At 67.4% G+C, this 18,578-nt stretch carries 16 protein-coding genes and 3 pseudogenes; 8 read left to right on the forward strand and 11 right to left on the reverse strand.

The window, feature by feature from the left end; translation table 11 throughout:
- Positions 1-4: 4 nt before the first annotated feature.
- Genes OH799_RS08895 through OH799_RS08905 form a run of 3 tightly spaced genes read right to left on the reverse strand, consistent with a single transcriptional unit; the run spans position 5 to position 3,548 of the window.
- The gene (locus OH799_RS08895) at positions 5-1,534 is read right to left on the reverse strand and encodes an AMP-binding protein (RefSeq protein ID WP_406277741.1); all 1,530 of its coding nucleotides are present in this window, start codon (positions 1,532-1,534) and stop codon (positions 5-7) included.
- Between the two features lie 39 nt (positions 1,535-1,573).
- Entirely contained in the window at positions 1,574-2,701 is a 1,128-nt protein-coding gene (locus tag OH799_RS08900) for a DUF5938 domain-containing protein (RefSeq protein ID WP_406277744.1), read from the reverse strand.
- Between the two features lie 43 nt (positions 2,702-2,744).
- Positions 2,745-3,548: an SDR family NAD(P)-dependent oxidoreductase gene (locus tag OH799_RS08905; protein WP_406277747.1), complete on the reverse strand. Its 804-nt coding sequence runs from the start codon at positions 3,546-3,548 to the stop codon at positions 2,745-2,747.
- Positions 3,549-3,780: 232 nt separating this feature from the next.
- Here OH799_RS08905 and OH799_RS08910 point away from each other — a divergent pair, with 232 nt between their 5' ends.
- The 4 genes from OH799_RS08910 (at position 3,781) to OH799_RS08925 (ending at position 6,101) form a co-directional block, all read left to right on the forward strand.
- Positions 3,781-4,416 (forward strand): TetR/AcrR family transcriptional regulator, encoded by a 636-nt coding sequence (locus OH799_RS08910; protein ID WP_406281928.1) that lies wholly within the window; start codon positions 3,781-3,783, stop codon positions 4,414-4,416.
- A 256-nt stretch (positions 4,417-4,672) separates the two neighbouring features.
- A complete protein-coding gene (locus OH799_RS08915) occupies positions 4,673-4,921 on the forward strand; it encodes a hypothetical protein (protein WP_406277750.1) in 249 nt (82 codons plus the stop codon).
- Positions 4,922-4,981: 60 nt separating this feature from the next.
- Positions 4,982-5,224: a hypothetical protein gene (locus tag OH799_RS08920; RefSeq protein WP_406277753.1), complete on the forward strand. Its 243-nt coding sequence runs from the start codon at positions 4,982-4,984 to the stop codon at positions 5,222-5,224.
- Between the two features lies 1 nt (position 5,225).
- Entirely contained in the window at positions 5,226-6,101 is an 876-nt protein-coding gene (locus tag OH799_RS08925) for a TIGR03619 family F420-dependent LLM class oxidoreductase (RefSeq protein WP_406277756.1), read from the forward strand.
- 175 nt (positions 6,102-6,276) lie between these two features.
- Here OH799_RS08925 and OH799_RS08930 read toward each other — a convergent pair whose 3' ends face one another.
- The 4 genes and pseudogenes from OH799_RS08930 to OH799_RS08945 all read right to left on the reverse strand — a co-directional run.
- Positions 6,277-7,248, reverse strand: a complete 972-nt coding sequence (locus OH799_RS08930) for a fructosamine kinase family protein (RefSeq protein ID WP_406277759.1) — start codon at positions 7,246-7,248, stop codon at positions 6,277-6,279.
- Positions 7,245-8,024, reverse strand: coding sequence for a helix-turn-helix domain-containing protein (locus tag OH799_RS08935; RefSeq protein ID WP_406277762.1), 780 nt, complete (start codon positions 8,022-8,024; stop codon positions 7,245-7,247). Before OH799_RS08935 ends, OH799_RS08930 begins: the two co-directional genes overlap by 4 nt.
- A 70-nt stretch (positions 8,025-8,094) precedes the next feature.
- Positions 8,095-8,226, reverse strand: a pseudogene (locus OH799_RS08940) (hypothetical protein); the annotation flags it as partial.
- 25 nt (positions 8,227-8,251) lie between these two features.
- Positions 8,252-8,677: pseudogene (locus OH799_RS08945) on the reverse strand (DUF3237 family protein); the annotation flags it as partial.
- Between OH799_RS08945 and OH799_RS08950 the strand changes: the two are divergent.
- Positions 8,676-8,906 (forward strand): DUF6480 family protein, encoded by a 231-nt coding sequence (locus OH799_RS08950; protein ID WP_406277766.1) that lies wholly within the window; start codon positions 8,676-8,678, stop codon positions 8,904-8,906. The pseudogene OH799_RS08945 and the gene OH799_RS08950 sit on opposite strands and share 2 nt — an antisense overlap.
- A 42-nt stretch (positions 8,907-8,948) precedes the next feature.
- Here OH799_RS08950 and OH799_RS08955 read toward each other — a convergent pair whose 3' ends face one another.
- On the reverse strand, positions 8,949-13,514 hold the full coding sequence (locus OH799_RS08955; protein WP_406277769.1) for an HAD-IC family P-type ATPase: 4,566 nt from the start codon (positions 13,512-13,514) through the stop codon (positions 8,949-8,951).
- Positions 13,515-13,667: 153 nt separating this feature from the next.
- Complete coding sequence (locus OH799_RS08960) at positions 13,668-14,861, reverse strand: zinc-dependent alcohol dehydrogenase (RefSeq protein WP_406277772.1); 1,194 nt, start codon at positions 14,859-14,861, stop codon at positions 13,668-13,670.
- Between the two features lie 241 nt (positions 14,862-15,102).
- On the opposite strand from OH799_RS08960, the gene OH799_RS08965 reads away from it, so the two are divergent.
- The gene (locus OH799_RS08965; RefSeq protein ID WP_406277775.1) at positions 15,103-16,566 is read left to right on the forward strand and encodes an aminotransferase class I/II-fold pyridoxal phosphate-dependent enzyme; all 1,464 of its coding nucleotides are present in this window, start codon (positions 15,103-15,105) and stop codon (positions 16,564-16,566) included.
- Positions 16,567-16,599: 33 nt separating this feature from the next.
- Positions 16,600-17,111, forward strand: a pseudogene (locus OH799_RS08970) (flavodoxin family protein).
- Between the two features lie 40 nt (positions 17,112-17,151).
- Here the strand turns inward: OH799_RS08970 and OH799_RS08975 are convergent.
- The gene (locus OH799_RS08975; protein WP_357267943.1) at positions 17,152-17,652 is read right to left on the reverse strand and encodes a hemerythrin domain-containing protein; all 501 of its coding nucleotides are present in this window, start codon (positions 17,650-17,652) and stop codon (positions 17,152-17,154) included.
- A gap of 155 nt (positions 17,653-17,807) precedes the next feature.
- Here OH799_RS08975 and OH799_RS08980 point away from each other — a divergent pair, with 155 nt between their 5' ends.
- On the forward strand, positions 17,808-18,290 hold the full coding sequence (locus tag OH799_RS08980) for a CinA family protein (RefSeq protein ID WP_406277779.1): 483 nt from the start codon (positions 17,808-17,810) through the stop codon (positions 18,288-18,290).
- Positions 18,291-18,306: 16 nt separating this feature from the next.
- Here OH799_RS08980 and OH799_RS08985 read toward each other — a convergent pair whose 3' ends face one another.
- Positions 18,307-18,516 carry a CDGSH iron-sulfur domain-containing protein gene (locus OH799_RS08985; protein WP_406277782.1) on the reverse strand — a complete coding sequence of 70 codons (210 nt, stop codon included), beginning with the start codon at positions 18,514-18,516 and terminating at the stop codon, positions 18,307-18,309.
- Positions 18,517-18,578: the final 62 nt, after the last annotated feature.

The raw sequence follows: 18,578 nt of genomic DNA on the forward strand, positions 1-18,578 counted from the left end.
CCGGTCAGCCGAGCTGAGCTTTGATATCGGTCTTGAGCACTTTGCCGATCTTGGAGCGGGGCAGGTCGGGCCAGATCTCGACTTGCTTGGGAGTTTTCACGCTGCCGAGGCGGTCTCTGACGAAAGCCCGGAGATCATCGGAGGTGGCACTGTGGCCGGCGCGGGTCTGGATCACCGCGGTCACCCGCTCGCCCCATTTCGGATCGGGGAGTCCGATTACTGCGCAATCCTGTACCGCCGGGTGGGCCAGCAACGTCTGCTCGACCTCCGCGGAGTAGACGTTGAATCCGCCGGTGATGATCATGTCCTTTGCCCGGTCGACGATGTAGAGGTAGTTGTCCTCGTCGAGGTAGCCGATGTCGCCGGTGTGGTGCCAACCGAATCTGCCCACATCGGCGGTGGCTTCGGGATTCTTGTAGTACCCGGCCATGACCAGGGGACCCCGGACGACGATCTCGCCGCGCCGCCCGGCGGGCAGCAGGGTGCCGTCGTCGTGCATGATCGCGACTTGGGTCAGCGGCGTGGGCCGTCCGACCGAGGACAGGTGTTCGCGGGCGAGGGAACCGTCGGCACGGAAGTGTTGCCGTGGCGCCAGAGTCGAGATCATCATGGGCGCTTCGGACTGCCCGAACAGTTGCGCCATCACCGGCCCGATCCGTCCGAGGGCTTCTTCGAGACGAGCCACCGACATGGGTGCCGCGCCGTACCACAGGCATTGCAGGGAGCTCAGATCGGCTGTGGTGAGTGCAGGATGATCCAGCAGCAGGTAGATCAGGGTCGGGGGCAGGAAGGTGTGCGTGATCCGGTGCCGTGGCACCAGCGACAGGAACTCCGTCAGGTCCGGTGCGGGCATGACGACGACCTCGCCACCCAGTGCCAGAACAGGGAAACACAGCACCCCGGCCGCGTGGGTCAGCGGCGCCAGCGCGAGGTAGCGCGGGCGGCCCTCGAAGGGGTAACTCATCAGCGTCAGCGCCGACATCGTCTCGACATTGTGCCCGGTCAGCACCACCCCCTTGGGGCGCCCGGTTGTTCCCCCCGTACCGACCAGCAGGGCGATGTCATCGATCGGGTCGGCCTGCCACGGCTCGTCCCCGATACCGCGGATCCATTCGTCGAACGGGACGGCATCGGAAACCGCACTGCCGTCCAGACTGATCAGTGTGACCAGTTTCGGCAGGTCGCCGATGATCGTGGCGACCAGCGGCGCGAACGAATCCTGGAAGATCAAGCACGTGCAGTCGAAAAGGTCCAGCAGGTCCCGGTTTTCGTGGGCCTCGTTGCGGGGATTGATCGGGCACCACACCGCCCCCGCCCGCGCGATACCGAAAACGCAACCGAACGCGACCGCGTTATTGGCCGACAGTATCGCCACCTTCTCGCCAGGACGCACCCCGGACCGGTCCAGCGCGCGAGCGACCTGGCAGGAAAGCCGCTGGACCGCGCCGTAGGTCAGCGTCTGGCCGTTCATAGTCAGGCAGGGTGCGGCCGCGCCGAGTGTGGCGCCCTTGTCGAGGTAGTCGGTCAAACGCACGAATGTATCCTTGTGTCGTCGAAAACAGCCGGGGCTGGGTCAGCTGTGCACAGTCAGGACCGGCTCCATGACAAGTCCGAAACCGCGCAGCACACCCAGCAGCTCACGATGGCCGAACGCCTGGCAACCGGAAGCGAAACCGGCACGCTTTGGCGAAGTTTGCAGCAGCGTGTACGCCGCGTACGCCTGTAACAGGCCGGTTTGCTTGTAGTTGCAATTGCCGTAGATGACGCAGTGTGCGCGCCCCAAGGGACCCGACGCGTACACCGAGTCCAGGGAGGTGTTGATCCGCGGGTTCTCTCGCGGCGGCATCTCGTTCATCACGCCCGCAGCATGCTCGGCGAGCACCTTGTACTTCTGTTCCCGCGAAAGATCCTTCACCTGTTCGACGACGCCCGCCACGATCTGTGGTACACCCTGCATCAGCGTCCGGTTGAAGACCCCACCCAGTACTTTGACGTTGGCCACCCGAGGGTCGCGTTTGAACCACACCGGATGCGAGGTGCCGCCCCACGGCAGCGCCAGCTCGGTCTGATGCTGCCCCGGTACCACCACGTCGTACAGTCCGGCATCGGCGGGCCATTCCACGTACTGGTTCTGCTCCAGGTAGTAGGCCTTCGACAGCGCCGCGTTGACCAGGATGGTCCGCGTCGACGCGATGGTTGGGAAGCCCTTCCAGAACACCTGGATATCTAGGGTATCCAGGCCAGGGGTCTCCAGGCAGATATTGGCGGCGATCTCACCCGTCGTATACATATGCGCAAGCCCCGGCGACAGTAGCAGTTCCTGGTCTGCCATCCGCCGGCCGTAGTTCTCGTCGCAGTCGATCAGCCAGTCCTGTTCGCCGGTCGTGTCCAGGTAATGGCACCCCACATCGAGGCATGCCTCGACAACCTCCCGGCCATACTGCGAGAACGGCCCCACCGTATTGCACACGACGCGTGCTCCCCGGAACAGCTCGGTCAGCGAGGCGACCTCGTGTGCGACCTCGACCACCTCGTAGTCGGCGGTCTCGATACCGGGGATCTGGTCCATTGCCTGCTGGACGCGCACCTTGTCGCGTCCAGCCGCGATGAACGGGACATTGAACTCGCGCAGGTATTCACACACCAACCGGCCGGTGTAGCCGGAGGCGCCGTAGACGATGACGGGCTTGTCAGTGCTCATGGAATATCGAACCTTTCGTGTTAGCCGGTGTGCCTGACCGCGGTCACATGCCCATGCCGCCATCGACCGGCAGGCCGACTCCGGTGATGAAGCGGGCCGCGTCCGAAGCCAGGAACACCACGGCATCGGCCATGTCGGAAACCTCGCCCAGCCGCCCCTGGGGAGTCAGTCCCACGACCGCGCCGACCGCTTCTTCCGGACTGCCGAACAGCCCGATGTCCGCCACGTCCTGGGCAAGCCGACTGCCCATCGCGGTGGGGACGAGCCCGGGATAAACACAATTGACGCGGACGCCGTAGCCCAGCTTGCCCGATTCCATGGCCGCGACCCTCGTGAGCCGATCGACACCCGACTTCGTCGCCGAGTACACGGCAATGCCTGGAAACGCGATGGTCGCGGCGACCGATGCGATATTGACGATCGCCCCACCCTGACCCGCCGGACCGCCCGGGCGCATCGCACGGAAGGCATGTTTGATGCCCAATGCGGTGCCCAGCACGTTCACCTCGAGCATGCGGCGAATCTCGTTGGGATCGAGATCGACGAACAAACTGGTGATCTCGATTCCCGCGTTGTTCACTACGATATCCAGCCCGCCGAGCGTATCGATGACGTTGGCTGTGGCCTGCTCCCATGCGGCATCGTCGGTCACGTCCAGCGGAACGAACTCGACGGTGGCACCGGAACCGCGGAGCGACTCGACGGTGTCCTTCCCGAGATCTTCCTGGACATCACCGATGGCAACGGCCGCACCGGCACGCGCCAGCGCCTCGGCCATCCCGGCCCCGAGCCCGCGCGCCCCACCGGTAACCAATGCCTTGCGTCCGACCAGGTCATACCCACTCATCCGACATCTCCTCCTCGAGATGAACGTTCACTTCGACTGCCGCCACCCTCACCCGGTTCCGCGCTTGGACCGGCCGGAGAGTGCGACGTGGATCACAGCCTATAGAAATTTTGACAGTCGTCAAGATTTTCCTTGACGACTGTCAAAACATCGCGGCACGACCGCGCCGACCTCGCGATAAACTGCAAGCGTGCCCGCAGACAGCGGGCGAGAAGACGGGAAGAAGTCCACGGTGACCGAGATCGTCGAGACGAGCCGCGCGCGGATATCACGCCGCCGGGTCGACAAGTTCGGCGAGCGCCGAGCCCAGCTGGCCGCCACGGCGCTGCACACCCTCGCCGAACTCGGCTATGCCCGCACCAGCCTGCGGGAGATCGCACAGAACTCCGAGTTCTCCCACGGCGTGCTGCACTACTACTTCAGCGACAAGAACGACCTCATCACCCACGCGGTCCGTCAATACGAGGTCCTCTGCGTGACCCGTTACGACGAAGTCGTCGCCGCCGCACAGACTTCCGAAGAACTGCGCGACGGCTTCGCCGCAGCCATGGCCGCCACCCTCGATACCGACGCCCACCTCCACCGACTCTGGTACGACCTGCGCAACCAGAGCCTGTTCGAGGAGTCCTTCCGCGACGACGTGCTCGAGATCGACCAGCGTCGTGAAGACATGATCTGGCGCGTCGTCAGCCGCTACACCGAACTCGCCGACACGACTCCCGCCGTATCCCCTGGCATCGCCTACGCAGTCTTCGACGGTATGTTCCAGCAAGCGCTGCTCCGCAAACTCGGCGGCGAACCCGACGCCGCAACAGATCTCCATGCCAACGTGGAGCAGCTACTGGACCGGCTCACTATCTGCGACTGACGTGCCGCCCGCCCAACGTCTTATCACCACCATCGCCCTGTCGGGCCTCGCGGCAGTCGACGCGCACGCGCACACCCCGCGGTTGCCGAAGCCGGAATGAGCGAGACAGAGGTTGACGGGCAAACCACCTCGCTGAGCCTGAAAGGGTTCCCGTCAGGGCGTTCCTCCCGGATGTTCTTGCAGATGCATGAACATCATCCCTAGACTGGAGCGGGTCCAGTAGAGAAATCGCGGAGAGTCCGAGGAGGCAAGCGGGATGCTGTTGTCGCCCCCGAACAGACGGCAGGCAGCCGACGGTACCGAACGGCGCGGTCACCGCCTCGGGCTCGAAGATGTAGCAGTCGAATTCGGCATCGATGCGATACGTGAGCGAATCGCCGAGCTCCGTCTCGCTGGCCTGGATCATGTCGCCTCGGTCATCGAGCGTGAAATGCACACTGTGATGGCTCGCCTGAGCCCGGGTTCGTTGCCCGGCGATCCGCAGCTGGATCCGGCGAAGATATAGCGCGTCCCATGAGCCGAACCCGAGCACGCCGATGATCGCGCATGGCCCGATCTTCCAGCTGTGCTGGGTGTTCGGGATATCGCCGCAGCTCAGCGAGTGTTCACCGAGCGGTACGGTGTCTCGAGCTGGTTCACCGTTCCAGATGTGCACTTCGGTCCGGAGGAGTGCGAATTACGCGGCGCACCAGCTGATTACACGATCAGTGTCACGCTCGGCTACGCGGGCGGCCAGCAGCTGGAGTTCGTTTCGCGGGCACCGCGCCGGGCCCGAACGGCGCGCTCGACGCGCCAGGAAGGCGACTGACATGCGTTTCACTTACGCCGAGACCATGACCGTCCCGTCGTACTACCTGCCACTGGCCAAGGCCGCCGAAGAGGTGGGATACACCTCGATGTCGGTGGCGGACAGCGTGGCTTATCCGAAGGAATCGGACGCGAAATACCCCTATACCCCCGACGGGAACCGGGAGTTCCTGGAAGACAAGCCGTTTATCGAGGCGTTCGTCCTGAGCGCGGCGATGGCGGCGGTGACGACCACGTTACGCTTCACGCCGTTCGTGGTGAAATTGCCGATCCGCCCCCCGGTGCTGGTAGCCAAGCAGGCCGCCTCGGTCGCCGCGCTGAGCGGCAACCGGTTCGGGCTCGGCGTCGGAATCAGTCCGTGGCCGGACGATTTCGAGATCATGGGCGTGCCGTTCGACAAGCGCGGTGCACGCATGGACGAGTGCATCGACATCGTGCGCGGACTGTCGGCGGGCGGCTACTTCGAATTCCACGGCGCGTTCTACGACATTCCGCCGATCAAGATCAGCCCGGTGCCCACCGACCCGCTGCCGATCCTGATCGGCGGGCACAGCAAGCCTGCGCTGCGGCGCGCCGCGCAGCGCGGCGACGGATGGATGCACGCGGGCGGCGGCGGCGCCGAACTCGACCGGCTGCTGGTCGAACTCGACGCCCTGCGGGCCGAGTACGGAACACGCAAGGACTTCGAGGTGCATGTCATCTCGCTGGACGGATTCACTGTCGACGGGATCAAACGTCTGGAGGACAAGGGCGTAACCGACGTGATCGTCGGGTTCCGGCTGCCCTACACCACCGAGCAGGACACCGAGCCGCTGGACACGAAGATCGCCAACCTGTCCCGATTCGCGGAGAAGGTCATCGCGCGGGTCAACGGCTGAGCACTGGGACAGCGTCGGCAACGGTTCGTCGGGGATGAGCGGAGATCGACCACCTCGAAACTGCCCCGTATCGGCAGGACAAGCACGTCGACACGGATGGCCGACCGCACCCGCGCACGTGGATGCCCGAACACCTGGATGCCCGAACACCTGGGCGCATTCGACCGTCTCGGCGCTATTCGGCGAGGGCCGCCGTGGCCGCCGCGAGAGTCTGGGTGCGGTAGTCCGCACCGAACAGCACGACGTGCACCAACAGGGGATGCAACTGGTGCAGCGGAATGCGCGCTCGCCACCTCTCGGGAAGCGGATACGTCTCGTGATATGCGGCGACGATGCGATCCAGGTGCGGCGCGCCGAAGAGCGCGAGCATCGCGAGGTCGGTCTCCCGGTGGCCACCGTGGGCCGCGGGGTCGACGAGCAGCACGCGCTCGACGGTCCACAGCAGGTTGCCCGACCACAGGTCACCGTGGATGCGCGCCGGGGGTTCCGCGGGACCGGCCAGAGCATCGATGCGGTCGATGACGCGCTCCAGCAGGCGGACTCCGGCCTCGCCCAGGTGCGCGGCCGCGCGGGGCAGATACGGTGCGAGGCGATGCTCGGCGTACCACTGCGACCATGGTCCGGCCGTCGGGGTATTGGACAGTGGCAGCGTCGCGATCCAGCCCGGCCACGGTGCACCGAACCGTCCAGGCGTCTTCGCGTGCAATGCGGCGAGTTCGCGCCCGAATCGCTCGGCGGCCGCGGGTGTCGGCCCGACTTCTGCCAGCCATGGCAGCACCAGCATCCGATCGTCGGCGGCAAGCACCTGCGGCAGGGGCATCGTTCCGCGCTCCGCGGTCGTGTTCGGACGGGCACTGCCGGAATCGGCAACGCCCGGATCGCCGTCGTGGATCGAAGTCGAACCAAGCACCGGCTCGTCCGGGCCAGACCGGCGTTCAGCGCCAGGGTCGGCATCGGCATCCGCAAGCCAGGCAAGCCCCGCGGCCTCCGCTGTGAAAACCGACGTCGACGCTGCCGAGGCTTTGACGAAAACGGTTCTGCCGTCCAGCAATTCGGCCCGGTGCAGCGTCCATGCGTGGCGCGAGCCGAGGTCGGTGACGCGGCGGACCGGGCCGAGGCGGGAGGCGAGACGCTCGGAGAGCTTCATCGGGCGTTCGCGGTCAGACGCTTCATGGTGTCCTCATCGGCGGGGAAGAACGACTCGATGGCCAGTTCGGCGACCGTGACGTTCATCGGAGTGCCGAACACTGTCGTGACGCTGAGGAACGAGAGCTCCGCCCCATCGTGCTCGATCCGCAGCGGGACAACTGCCTGATCGGGTTCAGGCAGGGACAGCTCGACCTCGCCACCGGGATAGCAGCGCAGCTCGTCGAGTAGATCGGCCAGTTCCGCGGAACCGGTGATCTGGGCCTGCCGTGCCAGACGGGCGAAAATGTGGCCGCGCCATTCGGCGAGGTTGGTGATGCGGCCGGCCATCCCGTCGGGATGCAGGCTCAGGCGCAGGGCGTTCACCGGCGGGGTCGCCAGCGCCGGGTCGATGCCCGTGAGCAGCAGTCCCACGCCGCCGTTCGCGTCGATCATCGTCCAGTTCCGATCGATGGCCAGCGCCGGGAAGGGCTCATGTCCGGCCAGGATCTGGCGCATGGCGCCGCGGACCGCGTCCATGGCGGCCGTGTCCAGGGCGGGTTCCGCGTAGGCGGGGGCGTAGCCCGCGGCGAGCAGCACGCGGTTGCGTTCCCGCAACGGGATCTCCAGGTGCTCGGACAGGTGCACGATCATGGTTCGACTCGGCGTGGCGCGTCCGGTCTCGATGAAGCTCAGATGCCGTGCCGAGGTGTCGGAGCGCCCGGCCAACTCCAGCTGGCTCAGCCTGCGCTCCAGACGCCAATGTCGCAGTAGGTCACCGACCGTTGGGGTAATCACTCCCTCGATCCTACGAACGACAAGCGGCCTCGACCATTACCTCTCGGGTAATGGAGCTGCGCGGCGATGATCACCTGGAACGATGCGCGCTGGAATCGAGAGAGCGAACAACCTGGGAGACCCTGTACGCGATTCCGCCTTCGATCAGGTACCCCGACCCGACGCAGACAATGTCGTTGAGCCACGCGTACTGCTTCGCCGTCTCGAAGAGCGGGCACCAGGGCGTCGTCGTGGGTCCGCAATGTCAGTCGGACATCGAGTATCAGCGCTCCGTCGGGACGGAACAGGGCCCAGTCGCCGCCACCCGCCAACACTGGGCCGCGCAGGATCGGTCCTTCGAACGATCCTCCGGCCGACCGAACAGAACCCGCTGACCGAACGAACCATGGCCGATGTTCAGCTGCGGATTCAGGTCGACGACCATATCGAACAGGTACTCCGTCTTCGCCGCAGAAAAAGTCCGCGCCCTTGGAGAGCCGGGGCTGCCGGTCGATTGGCGCTCCGGATACTGGGTAGCTCCCCGGCATGGAACTGTTGGTGATAATCGGACTCGCGGTGCTGGTCGGCGCGGTGATTCTGTATCGCAAAAGGTTCGGCAAGCGACCTGATTCACCCGAAATACCTGGAAACGACGGCGAATAGGTGGCGCACATGTCCGCGATGGATCCCGATCCCGGGAAAACTCCTGACCTGGAACCCGGCGGCGCAGTGCCGCCAGGGTCGACTCCGCCGGACACACCACAGACCTCGGGTTTGTCCGCGCCGGAGCCAAGCACCAGACATCACTTCCCCGTCACCGGCATCGCGGCGCTGATCCTCACCGCTGTGCTGGTTCTGGTCTTTCTCGTGGCCGCGGTCGCGATCGCGGTGTCGATACTGTGACCCGATACGACCCTGAATCAGCACGCCGATCCGCGATCTGGCCTAGTCCGCGACCGGCGTAGGCAGGAGCCGAGGCAGGAACGCCGCGCCGGCGGTGGCCGCCGCCGCGGAGGTCATCGCCGTTGTCCACCCCGCCGGCCCCAAAGGCCTGCATCCGAAGTACGTGCCCAGCCCCGGTGTCATCACCACGGCGGCGAGCACCGCTCCACTGGCCGCGGTCGTGATCCACACCAGCGGGCTGCGGTATCCGGAGAGCAATGTCTGTCCGAGCTGGGTGCCGATGAGGGCGACCAAGCCGATGGTGGCGGCCCGGCGGCGGGTGCCGGTGTAGTGGCCGATGGTCCAGGCGACCGAAGCGCCGACGGTCGTCGCGACTCCCCGCACGGCAAGGCCGCGTACCAGGTCAGCGCCCAGGTGCGCCGGGGGGATCTCGGCGAGCTGTTCGGCCAGCCGCTGCGCCTGTGCCGGCGGATCGTCCGCGTCACCCGGATCGACCGAGTCTCGGTCCCGAGACAGCGCAAGTGCCAGGGCGGGGAACATATCGGTCAGCATGTTCACCAGCAGGAACTGGCGGGTTCGCAGCGGTGCCTGTCCGCTGAGGGCGGTGCCGTACAGCGTGAACGCTACCTCGCCCGCGTTGCCGCCGACCAGGACACCGACGGCGTCGGTGACCCGCTGCCACATGCCGCGACCCTCCAGCAGCGCATGCAACAGAGCCAGCGGGTCGGGGCGGGTGAGTACCAAGTCGGCGGCATTGCGTGCGGCGGCCGAACCCTGGGCGGCGACACCGATTCCGACGTCGGCGGTGCGGATCGCGGCGGCGTCGTTGCTGCCGTCGCCCGTCATGCCGACCACGTGGCCCGCGTGTCGAAGCGCCGCCACGATCCGCACCTTCTGTTCGGGGCCGACCCGGGCGAAGACGGTGCCGCGTTCGATCAGCTCTGCCTGCGCGGTGTCGTCCAGACCATCCAGATCGGCGCCGGTGATCACGTCGCCCGCCGCGATGCCGAGTTGCCTGGCGACCGCCGCGGCTGTCACCGGGTGGTCGCCGGTGATCATGCGGACGCTGATGTCGTTGCGTTGCAAGGCAGCGACGAGGGGAAGGGTCTGCGGGCGCGGCGTGTCGGCAAGTCCGAGGAAGCCGAGCAGCGTGAGGTTGCCGACCATCCCCTCCACGTCATCGGGTTCGCTGCGCAGGTCCCGGCGCGCCACCACCAGCACGCGCAGACCCTGCTCGGCGAGATCACGAACCGCCCGCTCGGCGCGATCGCGTGTCCGGTCGTCGAGCGGTGCGCTGTCCGTGCCGCGCAGCCGCACCCGGGTGCAGCGCCGCAGGACCACCTCGGGTGCGCCCTTCACGATCAGTCGCAGCTTGCGCGTGGTGTGGCCGAGGACGGCGGCGTACCCGCGGTTGGACTCGAAGGGGATCTCCTCGATCGGATCCCAGCGGCGGGCGTCGTCGTCGAGGACATCGTCTGCGGCGTCCAGCACCGCGCGGTCGGTGGCGTGCACGACCGGGCCTTCGGCGGGATCGGGACAGGCACGGGCTGCCGCGCGCAGCAGTCGGCGGGCGTCGTCGGTGTCGGCGTCCGGGGACCACCGCCCCTCCAGGTCGGCGACCGTGGTCAGACGCAGCCGCCCTTCGGTGAGCGTGCCGGTCTTGTCGAAGCAGAGGGTGTCGACCCGGCCCAGCGCCTCGACGGTCCGGCTGGCGCGGACCAGCACGCCGTGCCGGGAGAGTCGGCGCGCGGCCGCGAGCTGAGCCACCGTGGCCACCAGCGGTAAACCCTCTGGCACCGCCGCGACCGCGACCGCTACCCCGTCGGCGATCGCGGTCCGCAGCACCCTGCCCCGAAGCACTCCCAACGCGGTGACGATGCCGCCGCCGGTCAATGTCATCGGCAACGCGCGGTCGGTCAGTCGCCGCAATTGCGCTTGCACACCGCCCTTTTCGGGTGGAATGGCGCCTGCGGTGGCACGCCCGGCCTGGGTTTCGGCGCCGACGGCCACGACAACCGCGCAGCCGGTGCCGTTGACCACGGTGCTGCCTTCGAAGACCATGCAGGCGCGTTCACCCAGTACCGCGCCGGGCGTGGCGGCGAGCTGCTTCTCGACGGTCACCGATTCACCGGTCAGGCCGGATTCGTCCATCTCCAAGTCGTCCGCGCGGAGCAGACGCGCATCGGCGGGAACCACATCCCCTGGACGCACCACCAGCACGTCCCCGATGGTGAGCAGGTCCGCGGGCACGATGCGTTCGTGTGGCTCGTCCTCGTGCGTCGCGGCGCGATCGATCAGGCGGCCGGTGAGTTGCTCTCCCTCGAACAGCCGGAGCAGCGCGCCCTCCGCACGCTGGCGCTGCCGAGCGGAGACCACCGCGTTCACCGCGAGCACGGAAGACAGCAGCACCGCGTCCGACGGCGCGCCGAGGATCGCGGTGGCGACCGCGCCGACCCCGAGGATAGGGGTGAGCGGATCAGCCAGTTCACGGCGCAGATGACCAAGGAACGACGCTGCGGAGGTAAACGCCGGGAACCCCGGGAAATGGCCCGATGGTGCGGGCTCGGCGCGGTCGTCCGGCGGGCTCGGCTCGGGCAATCGGCTCAGCACTTCGTGGGGTTCGAGCGCATGCCAGGGCAGCAGCGGCGCTAGCGTGGCTTGCGGGCCGCTGCGCACCGCCCGCCATCCGCTGTACGCGCCGGTCAGCAGGCCGGTGTAGTGCGCGGCGGTCACGGGCGAGGTCCGGCCGCGGCGCGACGGCGCGACGGCCAGCAGCAGACCGCCGAGAGCCGCCGCCGACAGGGCCAACGAGCGGCCGCGCTCGCTCACCTGCCGAGCCGGAACAATGGTGGCCAGAACTCGATGCACCTGGCTCAGGTCACGGCAGACCGCGTCGGCCGTCCAGGGCACTTGCGGCGCACCGTTCTCTCGTCGCGCGAGCCCGATTGCCACATCGGCCGACGCCAGCGCCTTGTGCGCACGGGGGCTCAGTACGGCGACCACGTGACCGTCGCGCTGCAAATCGTGCACCCGCTTGCTCAGTGAGCGACCAGGGGCGACGAATTCGTCCGTCACCGAACGCAACTCGGCTGCGTCCGCACTCGCGACCAGGATCACGCGCAGGCCTGCGCCGCGTGCTTCGCCGAGTACCGCGTGCGCTCGCCGGTCGAGTTCACGTCCGATCATGACCCGCCCGACCGGTCTGCCGTTCGCGTGCAGGTCTCGCCACACGGGGCGCACCGTCCCCCCTCGGTCTGGGTTTCCGGTACCGGCGTGCACCAGTCGCAGTGTGCGACCGCCGCGCGAGAAGCGGCGACCGGCAGTGTCGGCCGGCGACGGCCTCGAGTCACCGCCGGTGGTGTCGTCGGCGGCCGGTGCCCGCAGCAGGCGCTGGCCCGCACTCCAGACGTCGGCGACCGACCACTCCTCGTCGGTCGATTCGGCGGCGAGCACGACCCTACGCGAGGTGAGCAGCGACTCCCCGTCTACGACCAGCGCCGTCACCCGATCCAGCCGCCGCCAGATCACCGGGTGCAGCGTGAGCACGCCCGCCCGAGCCAACTGGACCGACACCGCTGCGCTGTAGGCCTCCCGGCTCGCCCGCGCCGCCTTCGGCGCACCCAATTCCAGCGCGTCCGCCGCGTCGGCGAGGCCGCGTCCGCCGAGTACGGTGGTCACCGCGCCGACCAGCGAGCCCGCGGCCGCCTCGTCCGCTACTCGTTCGACCGGTCCCCGCGGCATCTCCACCACGCGGGAGTGTGCGGGCAGTGGCTCGGAGACCTCTGCGGGGCGACTGCCCATGTCGGCCTCCCAGAGCCGCCATTGCGCGTACCTGGCCAACGCCTCCGCCAGCATCATGCTTCGCTGCACGGTGTCGATGATCAAATTGGCTGTCCCTTCGGCGGCGCTGTTGCCGAGAGCGTTGCCGACAGCGTTGGCCGTGCTGAGCAATAGATCGGTCCGGGCACGGCCGAGCCGCTCCTCCAGCAGACCACGCACACGCGGCTGGGTATCGGTGAACGCCGCCGCCGCGCGCAACGCCCTCGCCGGGCGGCGCAACGGCAGCACCGCCCCCGCGGCGCACAGCCCGATCGCGCACACATCGCCCGCGACCTGGATCCCTGCCGCCACCAGCGGCTCTCGATCGGCGGGGTATTCGGCGGCGCGGCTCCAGTCCAGGTCCGTTACCGCGGCGTCGGCCTCCACCGACTCGATGGCCGCCAACAGGTCGGGCAGGTCCGCGGAGCCATGCGCGAGCGCGGCAACCACACGCCCGGTCACCGCGTTCACCCGCCACCAGCGCACGGCGCGGCGTCGATTCAACTGCTTCTGCAGCGCCCGCCCGACGGCCCGGCTCTTGCCTGAGTCCAGGCCGCGCACCTCCACCGTCGCGCGATCCTCGTGCACCTCCACCCGGCGGCGGGACCGCCGTGTATGCGGATCGACCAGCGCCGCGACCTCTTCCCGCAGATCGACTTCGCGCCCCAGGTCCAGCAGTGACGCGCTCGCCCGCGCGCCTGCTTCGACGGCGTACAGCGGCGCCTGCGCGGCCTTGGCGGTCAGCGCGAGGCCGAGCAGCGCGCCGGTGCGTACCGCCCCCGTCGCCACGGCTGTCGGCTCCTCCAACCACCATGACGAGACAACTCCGCGTAGTGAAAAGCCCATACTTGGCAGCTACCCCGGGGCGCATTCCACAAACAGCCGTCGAAAGATACGGTGTCGAACCCTATTCCAGGTCGGTTTCTCGGCGGAGAAGACGGATCAGCTCGAGGCACTGGGTTCGAGCACGATCTTCACCGCCCCATCCGACTTGTGCTGGAAGTTCGCGTAGGCCTCCGGCGCCGCGGACAGCGGAAGGCGGTGGGTGGCAAAAGTTTCCACACCGAGCGGATCTCCGTCCCCGAGCAACGGCAGGATGTCATCGACCCACCGTTTGACATTCGCCTGGCCCATCCGCAGTTGAACCTGCTTGTCGAACAACACCCGCATCGGGATCGGGTCGGCCATCCCGCCGTAGACGCCGACCACCGAGATCGTGCCGCCACGACGAACGATGTCGATCGCGGAGTTCAATGCCGCGAGACGGTCGATCCCCGCGGTGTCCATCACTTTCTGTGCCACCGGATCCGGCAGGAACGCGGCCGACCGCTGTGCGATCGACGCGATCGGCGATCCGTGAGCCTCCATGCCGACCGCATCGATCACCGCGTCGGTGCCGCGACCGTCGGTCCACTCCCGGATGATGTCGCCGAGCGGCTGGTCGACCGCGCTGAAGTCGATCACCTCGATGCCGCGGTCCGCGACCCGCGCGAGCCGTTCCGGCACCCGATCGACGCCTATCACGCGGAATCCCCGGTGCGCGGCAACGCGGCAGGCCATATCCCCGATCGGGCCGAGACCGAGGACCGCCACCGAACCGCCCGGCGGCACCGAGGCGTATTCCACCGCCTGCCACGCCGTCGGCAACACGTCGGACAGGTAGAGGAACCGTGCGTCATCGGGCCCTTGGGGCACCTTGATGTGTGTGGCATCGGCGTGGGGTACCCGCAAGTATTCGGCCTGCCCGCCCGGCACATGCCCATAGAGCTTGGAATACCCGAACAACGCTGCACCGCTTCCGTATTCGCGTACCTGCGTGGTCTCGCACTGGGTCGGCAGACCGGTGCGGCACATGAAGCAGTCACCGCAGCTGATCTGGAACGGCACCACCACCCGGTCGCCGCGCTGCAGGCCGGTGACGGCCGAACCGGTCTCGACCACGTAGCCCATCGGCTCGTGACCTAGCACATCGCCACTGCTCATGTATGCCCCGAGTATTTCGTACAGGTGTAGATCCGATCCGCAGATCCCGGAGGAGGTGACCTCGATAATCGCGTCGGTCGGCTCCTCGATCCGGGGATCCGGCACCGACTCCACCGCGACCTTACGTCGTCCCTGCCATGTCACAGCCTTCATACGTGTGCTCCTCGGTCAAGGGATTGAGTACGTTCCCGACCTACCCGGGCGCCCGCGCTCGAAACGACCGCCCCGGGTCTACCGGAGGGGCCCACCGGGTGGGCACGGAGGTCGATCCGCCTTTCCACCAACCCCTTTTCGAAACCGCGGCTGCCGGCGCATCCGGCGGCTGTCGTGAGGGTCGCAACTCGTGGCTGAGGAGCGGGAGTGTGCCGCCGCCGATTCTGGGTAAGGCGTAGTCGTGGATCACACAAGAGCTCCGCTAGTGGAAGCGCTGGCCGACTATCACCGCCTCGGCAGGTACGGGTTCACACCGCCAGGGCACCGGCAAGGACGAGGTACCGACGAGCGCGTTCTCGAGGTGATCGGGCGGGACGCGTTCGAGTCCGATGTCTTGCTCACAGCAGGCCTGGACGACCGCCTGTCGCGGAGCGGATACCTCGCTCGGGCCGAAGCGCTCATGGCCGACGCGGTGCGCGCCGAAACCGCGTTCTTCTCCACGTGCGGAAGTTCGCTATCGGTCAAGGCGGCCATGATGGCGGTCGCGGGTGGACAGGACGGCGGCCTGCTCGTCGCGCGCGACAGCCACAAGTCGATCGTGGCAGGGCTGATCTTCTCGGGCGTTCTGCCGCGCTGGATCACCCCGAGATGGGATGCCGCCCAACATTTCTCGCATCCGCCCTCCCCGCAGGATGTACGCCAGGCATGGGAGCAGCATCCGGACGCGGCGGGCGCGTTGATTGTGAGCCCGAGTCCGTACGGCACCTGCGCGGATATCGCCGGTGTCGCCGAGGTCTGCCACGAACGCGGCAAACCACTGATCGTCGACGAAGCCTGGGGGGCCCATCTGCCGTTTCACGAGGACCTGCCGACCTGGGCGATGGACGCGGGCGCCGATGTCTGCGTGGTCAGCGTGCACAAGATGGGCGCGGGCTTCGAACAGGGCTCGGTTTTTCATCTGCAAGGCGGCCTGATCGATCCGGCCAGGCTCAGCGAATGCGCCGACCTGCTGATGACGACCAGCCCGAACGTGCTGGTCTACGCGGCGCTGGACGGCTGGCGCAGGCAGATGGTCCAGCACGGACACGAGCTGCTCGAGTCGGCGTTGCGCGTCGCCGAGGAAGCCAGGCGGCGGTTGGCCGAGATTCCCGGCATCGCGGTGCTCGAGAAGGAGCTGCTCTGCGCCGAGGCCTCCCATGATCTGGACCGCATGCAGGTGTTGATGGATGTGTCCGGCACCGGGGCCAGCGGCTACCAGGCGGCGGACTGGCTACGCGAGCACCGCCGTCTCGACATGGGCCTCACCGACCACCGCCGGTTGCTCGCCACACTGTCCATGGCCGACGACAAGAGCACCATCGACACCCTGATCGACGCGATCGAGGCCTGGCGCGGACAACTGCACGATCCCGCGCCGCCGCGCATAGCGCTGCCCTCGCCATCCGACCTGGAATTGGAGACCGCGATGCTGCCTCGCGACGCGTTCTTCGGGCCCGTCGAAGCGGTGCCCGCCGAGGAGGCCGCGGGCCGGATCGCCGCCGAGCAGCTCACGCCGTATCCCCCGGGCATCCCTGTGGCCGTGCCGGGCGAGGTGCTGGACGCGGCCGTCGTCGACTACCTGCGCACCGGTCTGGACGCGGGTATGAACGTGCCCGACGCCGCGGACTCGCGACTGCGCACGATTCGTGTCGTGGCCGGCACCTGATCCGAATGTCTCAGCAATCCAGGAGGTTTCCCGATGGCCGCATCGAGCGCCGTCGCACTCGTGTGCACCTTGAAGAAGTCGCCCGCCCCCTCCAGTAGTGAGGTCATCGCCCGACAGGTGCTGGACGCACTGGGTGAGCACGACGTCAAAGGCACGGTGGTCCGGGTCGTCGACCACGATATTCTTCCCGGTGTGGGTGCCGACGAAGGACCGGGAGATCACTGGCCGCTCGTGCGCGAGCAGATCGCCGCCGCCGACATCCTGCTGGTCTCGACCCCGACCTGGGTCGGGCATATGTCCTCGGTCGCCCAGCGCGTGCTGGAGCGATTGGACGCCGAGTTGTCCAACACCGATGACGAGGATCGCCCAGCCATGGTCGGCAAAGTGGCCACGGTCGCGGGAATGACCAAGCCATGGGCGGCACCGACTATCAGGATCTCGATTCAGTGCCGGAGGCGGTGGCCTCGGCGACCGGAGCGCTCGCCAGAAACGCCGCGCACCTCGCGAAAGTGCTCGGCGCGCAGCAGTACCCGTCCTATCGTTGAGACGTCGATTCGACCGCGCCGACACACGGGCTCGGCGCAATCAGGCCAGGACGGCGTCGACGGTCTTCTTCAGCGCCGAGGGTTGGGCCGGTGCGGTCGGTGCCTCCTTCCTCAGCTCCAGCATTCGCGCTCCGATTTCCTGTAGTTGCTTGCGGCCCAGGCGTTCTCGCACCTTCGGGAACCACGCGTTCTCTTCCTCGTCGATGTGGTGGTCGACGTTTTCGATCAGCACGGCGGCTTTCGCGGTGAAGTGTTCGTCCTCGGGCTTCATCGTCGCCAGTTCCGTCGCCAGCACGTCGGCGACGTGATGCTCCTCGTAGGACTCCAGGATGTCGTCCTCCAGTTCCGGGACAAGTCTACGGACCTCGGGGTACATGCATTCGTTCTCGAGATAGGTGTGCACTGTGAGCGCTGAAATGATCTTGTCAACCAGGCTTCCCTTGCTGGCGTGTGCGTCGTGGCGCGCTCGCTCGAACTCCCGGAAGAGCTTGCGAATCGCCTTGTGGTCGTCACGCAGCAGCACGATCGCGTCGGTAGTCATCTGCTTCTCCCTCGCATTCGGAACACTATCGGGCTGGTTCTGCCGACATTCCCACCACCTTGTCGGCGAAACCCCAGAGGCGCGAGCGAACGCCGTACCGGATCCGCGCCGTGCGGTCGTATCGTGGTCGGAGCCGCGGCGCAGAAGGGAAAGCGATGGCCCCCGCCGACAATTACGCACACGAACTGGCCGAACTGGCGCGGCGGACCGGGATCACGGTCGCGGTCGCGGAATCGCTCACGGCAGGTCGGCTCGCCGCCACGCTGGGGGCAGCGCCGGAATCCGCACGCTGGTTCCGTGGCGGTGTTGTGGCCTACAGCTCGGAGGTCAAGCGAAAAGTCCTCGGTGTACCCGACGTGCCCGTGGTATCGCGGACCGCGGCCGAAGCGATGGCCGAGGGCGTTCGGGCGTTGCTGGAGTCGGGCGTCGCGGTGGCGGTGACAGGTGTCGGCGGGCCGGACGCGCAGGACGGCGAACCCGCGGGCTCGGTCTGGTTCGCGGTGGCCACCGAGACCGACGTGCGCGCATGGCATCGCCAATACGACGGCGATCCCGAACGGGTGTTGAAACAGACGATCGAGTGCGCCGTCGAGTGGCTGCTCGTCGCCGCCGAGACGCTCGGGACGGGCCGCCGTTGAGCTCCGTGCGCTCCGTTCACGGTGGGGGGCGGCGATGCTTGCGGTGGCTGGTGTCGCACAGCGGATAGTTCTTCGATCGTCGGCACAGGCAAATGGCGACCAGGAACCGGTCGCAGTGGATCGTCGTGCCGTCCGCGGTCACCAGGTCGACCGGCCCCTCGACCAAGGCGGGACCATCGGCGGTGAGGGTTACTCTCCGCCGCTTATTGTCGGATTCGGTCGGCACGGATCATCACCAGATCTTCCTGTTCCTCGCCGAGCTCGGTCAGTGCCGTCGACGCCTGGTCA

The sequence above is a fragment of the Nocardia sp. NBC_00881 genome (assembly GCF_045207455.1).
In the GTDB taxonomy this organism is placed as follows: domain Bacteria; phylum Actinomycetota; class Actinomycetes; order Mycobacteriales; family Mycobacteriaceae; genus Nocardia.